The organism is Janthinobacterium sp. GW456P (genome assembly GCF_002127655.1).
Taxonomy (GTDB): domain Bacteria; phylum Pseudomonadota; class Gammaproteobacteria; order Burkholderiales; family Burkholderiaceae_D; genus Janthinobacterium.
Genome location: NZ_NEHB01000013.1, coordinates 266357 through 278314, shown reverse-complemented (window position 1 = coordinate 278314; position 11958 = coordinate 266357). Strand labels below are relative to the sequence as shown.

11 protein-coding genes are annotated in these 11958 nt (G+C 63.7%); 6 read left to right on the top strand and 5 right to left on the bottom strand.

Going from position 1 to position 11958, the window contains the following annotated elements:
* Window positions 1–49: 49 nt before the first annotated feature.
* A complete protein-coding gene (flhC, locus tag CBW66_RS14695) occupies window positions 50–610 on the bottom strand; it encodes a flagellar transcriptional regulator FlhC (protein ID WP_070288862.1) in 561 nt (186 codons plus the stop codon).
* A 41-nt stretch (window positions 611–651) separates the two neighbouring features.
* Complete coding sequence (gene flhD, locus CBW66_RS14690; RefSeq protein ID WP_010396649.1) at window positions 652–969, bottom strand: flagellar transcriptional regulator FlhD; 318 nt, start codon at window positions 967–969, stop codon at window positions 652–654.
* A 606-nt stretch (window positions 970–1575) separates the two neighbouring features.
* On the opposite strand from flhD, the gene kynU reads away from it, so the two are divergent.
* The 5 genes from kynU (at window position 1576) to CBW66_RS14665 (ending at window position 7607) form a co-directional block, all read left to right on the top strand.
* A complete protein-coding gene (gene kynU, locus CBW66_RS14685) occupies window positions 1576–2826 on the top strand; it encodes a kynureninase (RefSeq protein WP_086138909.1) in 1251 nt (416 codons plus the stop codon).
* 53 nt (window positions 2827–2879) lie between these two features.
* Window positions 2880–3722, top strand: a complete 843-nt coding sequence (gene kynA / locus CBW66_RS14680) for a tryptophan 2,3-dioxygenase (RefSeq protein WP_086138910.1) — start codon at window positions 2880–2882, stop codon at window positions 3720–3722.
* A 136-nt stretch (window positions 3723–3858) separates the two neighbouring features.
* The gene (locus CBW66_RS14675) at window positions 3859–4404 is read left to right on the top strand and encodes an alpha/beta hydrolase (RefSeq protein WP_086138873.1); all 546 of its coding nucleotides are present in this window, start codon (window positions 3859–3861) and stop codon (window positions 4402–4404) included.
* Between the two features lie 69 nt (window positions 4405–4473).
* A complete protein-coding gene (locus CBW66_RS14670; RefSeq protein WP_086142879.1) occupies window positions 4474–6579 on the top strand; it encodes a toxin-antitoxin system YwqK family antitoxin in 2106 nt (701 codons plus the stop codon).
* Window positions 6580–6581: 2 nt separating this feature from the next.
* Window positions 6582–7607 carry a hypothetical protein gene (locus CBW66_RS14665; protein WP_086138875.1) on the top strand — a complete coding sequence of 342 codons (1026 nt, stop codon included), beginning with the start codon at window positions 6582–6584 and terminating at the stop codon, window positions 7605–7607.
* 15 nt (window positions 7608–7622) lie between these two features.
* On the opposite strand, the gene CBW66_RS14660 is transcribed toward CBW66_RS14665, so the two are convergent.
* Window positions 7623–8660, bottom strand: a complete 1038-nt coding sequence (locus tag CBW66_RS14660; protein WP_086138876.1) for a hypothetical protein — start codon at window positions 8658–8660, stop codon at window positions 7623–7625.
* A gap of 143 nt (window positions 8661–8803) precedes the next feature.
* Between CBW66_RS14660 and CBW66_RS14655 the strand changes: the two genes are divergently transcribed.
* A complete protein-coding gene (locus CBW66_RS14655) occupies window positions 8804–9535 on the top strand; it encodes an alpha/beta fold hydrolase (protein ID WP_086138877.1) in 732 nt (243 codons plus the stop codon).
* On the opposite strand, the gene CBW66_RS14650 is transcribed toward CBW66_RS14655, so the two are convergent.
* The gene (locus CBW66_RS14650) at window positions 9500–9877 is read right to left on the bottom strand and encodes a hypothetical protein (RefSeq protein WP_086138878.1); all 378 of its coding nucleotides are present in this window, start codon (window positions 9875–9877) and stop codon (window positions 9500–9502) included. The two genes, CBW66_RS14655 and CBW66_RS14650, sit on opposite strands and share 36 nt — an antisense overlap.
* A gap of 123 nt (window positions 9878–10000) precedes the next feature.
* Window positions 10001–11920, bottom strand: a complete 1920-nt coding sequence (gene htpG / locus CBW66_RS14645; protein WP_076570740.1) for a molecular chaperone HtpG — start codon at window positions 11918–11920, stop codon at window positions 10001–10003.
* Window positions 11921–11958 lie beyond the last annotated feature (38 nt).

Below are 11958 nucleotides of genomic sequence, written 5' to 3'. Positions count from 1 at the left end.
AGTGCGGTCAGGCGACCGGCTCCGGCTTATTTTCTGTCTTATGTGTGACTCAGGCAGCCGCGCCCGGCGCAACAGCGGCCGCTTCATCGCGCGCCTTCTTGGTCTTGCCGGCGCGCGAAGGCATGTGGCACAGGCCGCACACATAATCGGCATTCAGGTCGAGGCAGTTGACGACGAACTTGCCGCCGCACTTGCCGCAGGGCGCCATGTCCAGCATCTTGCTGCTGAAAAAGCGCACCAGGGTCCAGGCCCGCGTCAGCGACAGCAGGGGCTCTTCGCCCGCTTCGGGCGGCATCTGTTCCAGATACAGCTTATACGCCTTCATCACGGCTTCGATGCCCGTGGCGCCCGCGTGGTCGACGAGGAATTTATGGATGTTGATGAACAGCGAGGAATGGATATTCGGTTGCCAGGTGAGGAACCAGTCGGTGGAAAACGGCAGCATGCCCTTGGGCGGCGAGACGCCCTTCAATTCCTTGTACAGATTCAGCAGGCGCTCGCGCGACAGCGAGACTTCCGTCTCCAGCAGTTGCAGGCGTGCGCCCAGCTGTATCAATTCGATGGCCAGCTGGATTTCCTGCGCTTCCGATACGACACTTTTCTTGGCCATGCTGTGTACTCCGCTACGGACTGATACTAATTCACTGATACTTAGGCGATTTCTTCGACGCCCTGGCCGGCCATGAGGATGGCAGCGTGCGACTGGGCCAGCGAGCGGTCTTTATTATAGTTCGTCAGCATGCCCAGGATGGCGCTGTCGTCGAAGCGGAAGCGGGCCAGCATCATGTTGCCGCCAGCGAGCTTCAGGATCTGCGCATTGCTCATGCCTTCGATCAGTTCGGCGATATCGGCGGCGATGCCCAAACGGAAGATGGCCGTTACCTTGTCCGCACGAATCATTTGCTGGGCCAGCATCAGGTAGCTCAGGTTAGCGTCGCGAATCTCAGCCATCATGTCGTTAGCAGTCATTTCCATCTCCTCAATCCGTTGAATTCAGCTGGCGTTGTGTGTTGCCAGTGAGATACATTCTGCAGGAGCAACATTAAATGCAACAGAGGCGTAGCGCTGTATTTTTGGTCGGGCAATAGCGGATGGGATCGTAGGTGTTTGTCTGACAAACACTGCTCGATCATGGTCGCACGCCAGCAACGGCGCGGATGTGGGAGGTTGGCTCTGTGACGGATTTACCCGACTTTTGGCCTGTAAAAAATATCACTTTTTTACAACAACTTGATCGGAATCAAGCCTGTCTACCTAGATAACGGCTGCCTTGGCAGGAACTTTAGGGCTTTTTCGAAAAATATTTCAAAGACCCGCATTCTTTTTTGGCCGGTTTGACACCGTTCATGTAATCGTTGACGGCGGCGTCCGGCGAAACTTTAGGGCGATTTGAAAATATTTTTAAAAATCGTGATTTTTTTCGTTGACGCCCCGCAGGCAGGCTCTTTTCACGCTGCAGCCAAGGTGGAAATTCTGCTTTCCTTCGCGGATTTGCTACACTGCCTGCTCCCGCGCAATACTTTAAGCCTCAAGCAATATTGCGCCATTGAGACAAGTATCAACATGAAAGCCACCATGATTTCTCGACATGACTGCAGCGCGCGCGACCTCGACGATCCCCTGGCGCCCCTGCGCCAGCAATTCGACTTGCCGCAAGGCGTGATTTACCTCGACGGCAATTCCCTGGGCGCGCGGCCGAAAGCGGCGCTGGCGCGCGCCCAGCACGTCATCACGGCCGAATGGGGCACGGACCTGATCCGCAGCTGGAATACGGCGGGCTGGTTCGACCTGCCGAGGCGCCTGGGCGACCGTCTGGCGCCGCTGCTGGGCGCCGGCACGGGCGAAGTGGCGATCACCGACACCACCTCCGTCAACCTGTTCAAGGCCCTGGCCGCCGCCCTGCAGATGCAGGCCAGCGATCCGGCCCGCGCCGCGCGCAGGGTCATCGTCAGCGAACGCAGCAACTTCCCCACCGACCTGTACATGGCGCAAGGCCTGGCCGCCTGGCTCGACCGCGGCTACCAGCTGCGCCTGGTCGACAGTCCCGAAGAACTGGCGCAAGCCATCGATGCCGATTGCGCTGTCGCCATGCTCACGCACGTCAATTACCGCACCGGCTACCAGCACGACATGGCCGCCATCAGCAGCCATTGCCACGCGCAGGGCGCGCTGGCGCTGTGGGACCTGGCCCATTCGGCCGGCGCCGTTCCGCTGGACCTGAACGGCGCCGGCGCCGACCTGGCCGTCGGCTGCACCTATAAATACCTGAACGGGGGCCCCGGCTCGCCCGCCTTCATCTGGGTGCCGGCAAAACACCAGGCGCGCTTCCGCCAGCCCCTGTCCGGCTGGTGGGGCCACGCCACGCCGTTCGCCATGGACCCGGGCTACACGCCGGCCGACGGCATCGCCCGCGCCCTGTGCGGCACGCAGCCGATTGTCTCGCTGGCACTCGTCGAATGCGGCCTCGATATCTTTGCGCAAACGAACATGGAAGCCATCCGCCGCAAGTCGCTGGCCCTGACGGATATGTTCATCGCGCTGGTGGAACAGCGCTGCGCCAGCCATCCGCTGGGCCTCGTCACGCCGCGCGAGCATGCACGGCGCGGCAGCCAGGTCAGCTTCACGCACCCGCACGGCTATGCCGTGATGCAGGCGCTGATCGCACGCGGCGTCATCGGCGACTACCGCGAGCCGGCCATCATGCGCTTCGGCTTCACGCCCCTGTACACGGGTTTTGCCGATGTGTGGGATGCGGTGGAAATCCTGCGCGACATTCTCGACACCCAAGCCTACGACATCGCCGCCAAGCGCGATGCCGTCACCTGACCCCGGACCAAGAGAACACCATGAGCAAAGAAGAAAACAGCAGCGGCTGCCCCATGCATGCGGGCGCCCGGCAAGGCGCCGAATGGCATGGCGCGCAGATGGATTTCAAGGAGTCCATGAGCTATGGCGACTACCTGGCGCTGGACCGCATCCTGACGGCCCAGCACCCGCTGTCGCCGAACCACAACGAAATGCTGTTCATCGTGCAGCACCAGACCAGCGAATTGTGGATGAAGCTGATGCTGCACGAAATGCACGCCGTGCGCGCCAACCTGCAAAGCGGCGACCTGGCGCCCGCGTTTAAAATGCTGGCCCGCGTGGCGCGCATCATGGACCAGCTGGTCCATGCCTGGGACGTGCTGGCCACCATGACGCCGCCCGAATACACGGCCATCCGGCCCTACCTGGGCGCCTCGTCCGGCTTCCAGTCCTTCCAGTACCGCGAAATCGAGTTCATCCTGGGGAACAAGAACGCCGCCCTGCTCAACGTGCACACGACGGCGCCCGATACCTACAAGGTGCTCGATACGGCCCTGCGCACGCCGTCCGTCTACGACGAAGCCGTCAAGCTGCTGGCGCGCAGCGGCTTGCACATCACTCCCGAGCGCCTGGACGCCGACTGGACCCTGCCCACCGCCTCCGACGCGTCGGTCAAGGCGGCGTGGCTGGAAGTCTACCGCGACCCGTCGAAACACTGGGCCCTGTACGAACTGGCCGAAAAGCTGGTCGACCTGGAAACGGCCTTCCGCTTCTGGCGCTTCCGCCACGTGACGACGGTCGAGCGCATCATCGGCTTCAAGACGGGCACGGGCGGCACGGCGGGCGTCAGCTATTTGCGCAAGATGCTCGACGTGGTATTGTTCCCGGAACTGTTCGCCCTACGCACCGAACTTTAAAAATGCCAGACCAAATTGACTGCGCGGCGCGCCTTGCGGCCTGCGATGCTCACTGTGCATGCGCACAGCTGCGCGTCTCGACCGCAATCCACTGCCGCTCGCTACGATTTTGTCGGGCATTTCACAAGGAGATTTGATGTCGCCTCTCGTCCTGACCCTGGCCGGCCTGTGGAATTCCGGGCAGCAGCACTGGCAAACCCAATGGGAAGCGCGCCACCCGCAATGGTCGCGCGTGCAGCACCGGGAATGGCAGACGCCGGACAAGGACGAATGGGTGGCTGAGCTCGACCGGGCCATCGCCGCCTGCGAGCGCCCACCCGTGCTGGCGGCGCACAGCCTGGCCTGCACGCTGGTGGCGCATTGGGCGGCCAGCGGCTCGCCGCACAGGATCGCCGGCGCCTTCCTCGTCGCCCCCAGCGATGTGGAGGCGCCGTCCTACCCGTCCGGCACCACGGGTTTCTCTCCCATGCCGCTGCAAGCCTTGCCGTTTCCCAGCCTGGTGGTGGCCAGCGGCGATGATCCCTACGTCAGCTTCGCGCGGGCGCGCGCGTTTGCCGCCGCCTGGGGCAGCGACTTCACCATGATCGGCGACGCCGGCCATATCAATGGCGACGCCGGCTACGGCCCCTGGCCGGACGGCGAACAGCTGCTGCTGGACTTCTGCGCCGCGCACCAGCCCTGAACCTGGGTGCGCACGCGCGCACGATAGACGCGCCCGTATTTGCCCACAAGTAAGAACGCAGGCAGAATCGTGGCCTTTCCATTGCGGCGCCCCGGCGCCAGCCTCACGATGAAACGTCCGCTGCTGCCCCTTCTTCTGCCCTTGCTGCTTTGCTCCGCCCTCGCCCACGGCGCGCCCTTCTATGAAGGCAAGACCCTCGCCCATCCCGCCATCACCGCGTCGCAGGACAGCGGGCTGGATATCGCCTTCATCAAGGAAAAAGAAGGCGTCAACGGCTATTACTGCGAGTGCACGAGCAGCGCTTCGAAAACCTTCCTGCTTGACCAGTTCGGCAATGCCGTCATCCGCTCCGTCTTCTACGCGTCGCTGGACAAGGAATCGGACACCAGCGTGCAAACCATGCTGGTGCTGTTCCGCCAGGGTGACAAGAACGGTCTGCGCGCCTACCGCTATCACCGCAGCTCCGGCAAATACCGGCGCCTCGACGGCTTGCAGCCGGCCCTGAACCGCATCGCCGCGCAAGGCAGCGCGCCCAACGCGGGAACGGTCAAGGCGGCGCTGGCGAAACTGGCGCCGATGGATTACAGCGTCGCGCGCGGCAAGAGCGGCAATGCGGACTTCGACGCCATCGACCATACGCAAGGCACCGTCGTCGGCTACTACAGCGACGAGGGCAAGCCCGTGTCGGCCGACAGCAAGGATGCCATCACCTACAAGAAAACCTTCCTGAAAAAAGGCGAGCGTTTTCTCACCGCCAGCTACACCCTGTACAGCGACGCGGGCGCCGGCATCCTGCCCAATTACCGCCTGTGGCAAGTGACGTGGGAGACGGCGCCGCAGCGGTTCACGGGCAGCGAAGACGGTCCGTCCGTCATCTACAGCCTGGCCTGGGACGACGGCTCGGTGGTGGAGCGGGGCCAGTACGTGAAGGGCAAGCGCCAGGGCCTGTGGGTGCGCGACGGCATGCACGAAGGCAGCGAAAAAGGCCATTTCGTCAACGGGCTGCAGGAAGGCATGTGGTACTTCACTTACCCCAAACAAAGCGAGAGCGGCATGTACCGGGCCGGCAAGCGCGAAGGCCGCTGGACGGTCGTCAACTATGCCGATGAAGAGGAAGTGACGGGCTTCGACACCTACGCGGACGGCCAGCTGAACGGCCCGCATGAACGCCGCATGGGCGGCAAAGTGCGCACGCGCGGCAACTACGTCAACGGCGCGCGCCACGGCGCGTGGATCACGGAAGACGGCGACGGCAGCTTTATCGACGGCCTGCGCGACGGGCCGTGGAAGCTCAGGCTCAAGGACGGTGTCACGCAAAGCGTCACTTTCGTGAAGGGCAAAAAGCAGGGAGAGGCCCTCGACACGGATGCGCAAGGCGCGCTGCGCGTGCGCGACCACTACCAGGCGGGCGTGCTTGATGGCAGCCGCACGCGCTACATGGGTCCGGCCGGCAAGGAATACGTGGTCTACACGGCCACCTACCGCAACGGCCAGCTCGATGGTCGGGAACAGGCGTTCGACGACAGCGGCAAGATCCTGCGCCTCGATACCTTGTGGGACAACGGCAAGAAGCAGGGCCTCGATGCGCGCTACTACCCGAACGGCAAGCCGGAACGCCTGGCCGTCGTCGACCAGGGACGCCTGCTCACGCACCTGCGCGAATACTATGAAGACGGCCAGCTGTTCAACGACATCCACCGCTGCACCTTCAAGGAATACGGCAGCACGCGCGACGACGTGTGCGAGTACCACCACATGTACTACCCGGACGGCAAGCCGCAGTACTACTACGCCTTCCAGTACGGCCAGCGCCAGGAGGGATACGAGAACTACCCGAACGGCAAGCGCAAGAATGAACTGCTGGTCGACCGCGCGGCCGACACCTCCGTCTTCAACGCGTATTACGAAAGCGGCCAGCTCAAATGCACGGAGCCGCGCAGCGGCCACAGCACGCGCACGGTCAACGGCCAAACCATGATCAGTTACGCTTCGGCCGACCGCGACGGCGACAATATCTGCTACCACCCGAACGGCAAGGTGGCCAGCATCTACACCTTCCGCAAGCGCGTGCTGGTCGAGTGCGGCAAGCGCTACGACGACACGGGCAAGCAGACGTTCCCGGGACCGGAAGGCTGCCCTCCTCCCAGGCAAGTGACCTACCCCATCGGACTGTGACAATGACGGACGCCACACAACCACAACGCATCCACAATCCGCCCAGCATCGATGCGGCAGCTCTGCGCGCCGCCATCGCCGCCGACGGCAAAGTGATCGTGCAGTTTGGCGAACACTTCGCGCCGGAACCGCTGCTGGCGGACCTCGATGCGCTGGCGGCCGCCTGCGGCGCGGCGCTGGAAATCCGCTTCTATGGTTACCACTTCACGCCGTTCGACGCGGCCATCCTGCGCGACCTGCCGCATGCGGCCAACCTGTCGCTCGACTGCCATACCAGCGCCGTCAACCTGCAGACGCTGGGCGAGCTGCCGCACCTGCAGCGCTTGCAGCTGGGCGTCTACGAGATGCAGGAACACGACATCCTGGCGCTGGAGAACCTGCGCACGCTGGAGTATCTGAGCCTGGGCGAGACGCGCAAGGCGAACATCGACCTGGCGCCGCTGCGGCACTGGCCGCAACTGGCGCAGCTGCACACGACGGGACACGTGAAAAATATTGATGCCATCACGGCCCTGCCGGCGCTGACCAAGCTGTCGCTGTCGCAGGTCAAGAGCAAGGATGACGTGGATTTCATCAACGCCATGCCGGCGCTGGCGCAGCTGCGCTTCATCCTGGGCGGACGCGCGTCGATCGCCCACGTCACGGCACCGCTGCTGGAAGAACTGGAAGTGGTACGCGTACGGGGGCTGGAAGACCTGGGCGACCTTGGCCGCTTTGCCAGGCTGCGGCGCCTGTCGGTGGAAGACCAGATCAAGCTGGCGGAACTGCGGCTGGGTGAAAATCCCGCGCTGGCATCGCTGATCCTTCGCAACTGCAAGACCCTGGAACGCCTGGCGGGCATCACTACCCTGCCCACACTGAACAACCTGGCCGTGTATCTGACGCAGCTCGACATCGATGCGCTGCTGGCCGGCGGCTTGCCGGCGGCACTAAAACACCTGACCCTGGCGACGGGAAAAAGAAAGCGCGATGAAGAGATCAAGGCGCAATTGGCAGCGCTGGGCTACGCCAAGGCGCGCTTTTATTGACCGCGGTGACTGACGTCAGCGGCTGGCCGCCAGCCTGCGCTGCCACAGCGCCACGTCGATCATCACGCCGTCCGCCCCCGTGTTGCGGATGTAGACGCGGTAGCTGCCCTGCCCCATGTCGCCATCGAGGTAGGCCGTGCGCTCGTTGCGCTGCAGTCTGGCGCCCTTGGCCAGCTGGCGGTAGCGCTCGACCACCGTGTCGAAGCTGGCATAGCTGCGCAGCGCCACTTCGAGGTCGCGCGGCGGGCGGCCTTCCGCATGGTCGAGCACATTGGTCTGCTTCTTGCCCTTGAGCGTGAGCGGATAGGCAAACACGCCGGCGCCGGCCGATGTCAGCACCGTGGATTTGTCCAGCAGCAGCGGCAGCAGCGCCGGCGGATACGCGGGCGGCAGCTGGGCGCGGTTCCAGCCCGGCAGGGCCGGCTGCGCCAGCACGTATTCGACAGTGGCGATCCTTTGCCCGTCGGCGCCCGCTTCCTTGTCGCCCGCGATCAGCGCCAGCATGGGCGGCAATTGCCGGGCCCAGGCCAGCAGGGGCGCAGCGTCGCCAACCAGCATGCCCTTGCGGTGGAACACCGTCAGCACGGCATTCGGATCGGGATTGCAGACTTTCGCCAGCGGCTGGCCCTCCAGGCGGCAATGCCCGTTCACCAAACCAAAGGCGATGATGACGCCGCGTTTGTCGAGCAACATGGCGCCGCGTTCGCGGCCCTGCTTGCGGTCATTCATCGATGCCAGCAACTGGCGGCCATCGGCCAGCACGGCGCGCGTGGCGTCGCGCTTTTCGCTGATCGCTTCGAGTGCCTGCGCCAGCAGCAATTCATCGTTTTCCGTGTAGCTGCCGCGCGCGTAACCGAAGAAATCGAACAGGGCCGCGCGCACTTGCGGGTCGTCGCTCAGGCGCGGCAAGGGACCGCCGGCCAGCAGGGACGACAGGCTTTTCCCGGCCGGTGCCAAGGGCGCCGCCGTGGCACGGGCAGGCTGGGAAAGGAGGCAGGCCGCCGCCAGCAAGGCGCAGCCCAGGGTGCGGTAATTCGAAGAAATGATATGCATGATTCTGTCTGTCGGGGGATTTGGCCGCTGCCAGTGGCCACGGGCCACGCATGGCGCGCCGGCGATTCTAGCATGGCGCCAGCCCCCATGCCGTGCGGCAGGCGGACGGCAGGTGCGCCGGGGCGGCTGTTATGATGGCAGCAATGACGACACCAATCCACGCCCCGCCCCTGCTTGTCCTGCTGCCCGGCATGGATGGCACGGCCCGGCTCTTCCACCGTTTTGACGCCGCCTTGCGCGCGCAGAGCGCCATTGACACCCAGGCCATCGCCTATCCGGCCGCGCCGCTGGACTATGCGGCGCTGGAAGCGTTCGTGCGCGAGCGCTTGCCGCAAGGCCACCCCTTCGTCGTGCTGGCCGAATCGTTTTCCGGACCGCTGGGGGCGGCGTTGCGCGCCGATCCGCCGCCCGGCATGCGCGCCCTGATCCTGTGCTGTTCGTTCGTGCGCAATCCGCGCCCGATGCTCGCGCCGCTGCGCCACCTGCTCGGCATGGTGCCCTTTGGCGCCATGCCTGGCTTCGCCCTGCGCCAGGCGCTGCTGGCGCCCCACTCGACGCCGCAACTGCAGAATGAACTGGCAGCGGCGCTGGCGCAAGTGCCTCCCGGCGTGCTGCGCCAGCGCCTGCGCGCCGTGCTGGAAACCGACGCCTCGCGCAGCTTCGCGCGCGGCAGCCTGCCCGTGCTGTATCTGCGTGCCCGCCATGACCGCCTGGTGCCGCCGGCGAACGCCGTGCAGATACTGCGGCAGGCAGCGGGCGCACAACTGGTCGACATCGCCGCGCCGCACATGCTGCTGCAGGCGGCGCCGGAAGCGGCCGCCGTCGCCGTCGCCGCTTTTTTAAACGGCCTGTCGGCCGCGCAGGTATCCGCTTAAGCGCGCGCTGGCCAGCACGGCAAGCCAGCTCAAGCCGCCCGCCAGCACGCTGAAGTAGATGGCCCGCAGCGGATGCTGGGGCAGCAGATAGGCGAGCACGGCCGTGGCCAGCACGCCACATAGCACAGCTTTCCAGCGGCCGTCTGGCAGCAGCGCCAGCAGCAGATTCGTGCCCGCATACACATAAAACACGAGCAGCAGGGCCAGGCCACCGGCCACGCCGCGCGAGCCGAGGCTGCCGAACAGCTGCGTGTACAGGAAAAAACCCAGCCAGCTCAATACGATAAACAGCAGGCAGCCCAGCGCGTGCGCGCCCAGGCCGGCCATCAGGCGGATTTTCATGATGTCCCTTAAAGAAAAAGCCGACCCTTTCACATGGAAAGGGCCGGCTTCAGTACATCGGTCGTCGTGTCGGATTATGCGCGGCCTGCGGCCTCGCTAATCCGACCTGCGCACCTGGTGAAATTACTTGGCCGAATTGAGCAGCAATTCGTTCAGGCGTTTGACGAAACTGGCCGGGTCGGCCAGCGAGCCGCCTTCGGCCAGCATGGCCTGGTCGAACAGGATGTTGGCCCAGTCGCCGAACTTGCCGCCTTCCGCGTCCTCGTATTTCAGACGCGTCACCAGCGGGTGGTTCGGGTTGATTTCCAAAATCGGCTTCGATTCCGGCGCGCTCTGGCCAGCAGCTTTGAGCATGCGCAGCAGGTTGCCCGACAATTCGTTCTCGTCGGCCACCAGGCAGGCTGGCGAATCGGTCAGGCGGAACGTCACGCGCACGTCCTTGGCCTTGTCGGCCAGCACGGTCTTCATCTTGCCCACCAGGTCGGCGTACGAGGTTTCCGTTTCTTCGTGCTCTTTCTTTTCCGCTTCGTCTTCCAGCGCGCCCAGGTCCAGGCCGCCCTTGGCGACGGACACCAGTTCCTTGCCTTCGAAGTCCTGCAGGAAGGACAGCATCCATTCATCGACTCTGTCCGTCAGCAGCAGCACTTCGACGCCCTTCTTGCGGAAGATTTCCAGGTGCGGGCTGTTCTTGGCGGCGGCGTAGTTGTCGGCCGTGACGTAATAGATCTTGTCCTGGCCTTCCTTCATGCGCGCCACGTAGTCGGCGAACGAAGTGATTTGCTCGTCGCTGTCGTTGGCCGTCGAGGCAAAGCGCAGCAGCTTGGCCAGGCGTTCCTTGTTGGCCGCGTCCTCGCCGATGCCTTCTTTCAGCACCTGGCCGAATTCCTTCCAGAAGACGGCGTATTTGTCTTTCTTGTCCTGCTCGTCCGCGTTCGCCAGTTCTTCCAGCATGCCCAGCACGCGCTTGGTCGAGCCTTCGCGGATGACCTTGACGTCGCGCGACTCCTGCAGGATTTCGCGCGACACGTTCAGCGGCAGGTCGGCCGAGTCGATCACCCCGCGCACGAAGCGCAGGTAGGTCGGCATCAGCTGCTCGGCATCGTCCATGATGAAGACGCGCTTGACGTACAGCTTGATGCCGCCGCGCTTGTTGCGGTCCCACATGTCGAACGGCGCCTTGGCCGGAATGTACAGCAGCTGCGTGTATTCGCTGCGGCCTTCGACGCGGTTGTGCGTGTGCGTCAACGGCGACTGGAAGTCGTGCGACACGTGCTTGTAGAATTCGTCGTACTGTTCCGGCGTGATGTCGGCCTTGTTGCGGGCCCACAGGGCGCTGGCCTGATTGACGGTTTCGAATTCGTCTTTCAGAACGGTTTCTTTTTTCTCGTCATCCCACTCTTCCTTCTGCATCACGATCGGCAGCGAGATATGGTCCGAGTATTTGCGGATGATGGACTTGATCTTCCAGCTCGACAGCAATTCATCCTCGCCTTCGCGCAGGTGCAGGATGATGTCCGTGCCGCGCGACGGCTTGTCGATCGATTCGATGCTGTAATCGCCTTCGCCCGCCGACTCCCAGCGCACGCCTTCGGAAGCGTCCACGCCGGCGCGGCGCGTTTCGACGGTGATCTTGTCGGCGACGATGAAGCCCGAATAGAAGCCCACGCCGAACTGGCCGATCAGGGCCGCGTCCTGCTGCTGGTCGCCCGACAGCTTGCCGAAGAATTCCTTGGTGCCCGACTTGGCGATGGTGCCCAGGTGCGAGATCGCCTCGTCGCGGGTCATGCCGATGCCGTTGTCGGAAATGGTGATGGTGCGCGCATCCTTGTCGAAGCTGACCTTGATCTTCAATTCGTGATCGTTGCCGTACAGGGCGTCGTTATCGATCGCTTCAAAGCGCAATTTGTCGGCCGCGTCGGACGCGTTCGAGATCAATTCGCGCAGGAAGATTTCCTTGTTCGAGTACAGGGAGTGGATCATCAGGTGCAGCATTTGCTTCACTTCGGTCTGAAAACCCAGGGTTTGCTTTTCGGAGACAGCCATTTTTACCTCATAGTCTTGTGGATGGGACGGATTTGACG

Bases quoted from the DNA above. Each gene is read 5' to 3' on its own strand.
- htpG (WP_076570740.1), bottom strand. From the start codon at position 11,920: ATGGCTGTCTCCGAAAAGCAAACCCTGGGTTTTCAGACCGAAGTGAAG.
- flhD (WP_010396649.1), bottom strand. From the start codon at position 969: ATGACTGCTAACGACATGATGGCTGAGATTCGCGACGCTAACCTGAGC.
- CBW66_RS14675 (WP_086138873.1), top strand. From the start codon at position 3,859: ATGTCGCCTCTCGTCCTGACCCTGGCCGGCCTGTGGAATTCCGGGCAG.
- CBW66_RS14650 (WP_086138878.1), bottom strand. From the start codon at position 9,877: ATGAAAATCCGCCTGATGGCCGGCCTGGGCGCGCACGCGCTGGGCTGC.
- kynU (WP_086138909.1), top strand. From the start codon at position 1,576: ATGATTTCTCGACATGACTGCAGCGCGCGCGACCTCGACGATCCCCTG.
- CBW66_RS14655 (WP_086138877.1), top strand. From the start codon at position 8,804: ATGACGACACCAATCCACGCCCCGCCCCTGCTTGTCCTGCTGCCCGGC.
- kynA (WP_086138910.1), top strand. From the start codon at position 2,880: ATGCATGCGGGCGCCCGGCAAGGCGCCGAATGGCATGGCGCGCAGATG.
- flhC (WP_070288862.1), bottom strand. From the start codon at position 610: ATGGCCAAGAAAAGTGTCGTATCGGAAGCGCAGGAAATCCAGCTGGCC.
- CBW66_RS14665 (WP_086138875.1), top strand. From the start codon at position 6,582: ATGACGGACGCCACACAACCACAACGCATCCACAATCCGCCCAGCATC.
- CBW66_RS14660 (WP_086138876.1), bottom strand. From the start codon at position 8,660: ATGCATATCATTTCTTCGAATTACCGCACCCTGGGCTGCGCCTTGCTG.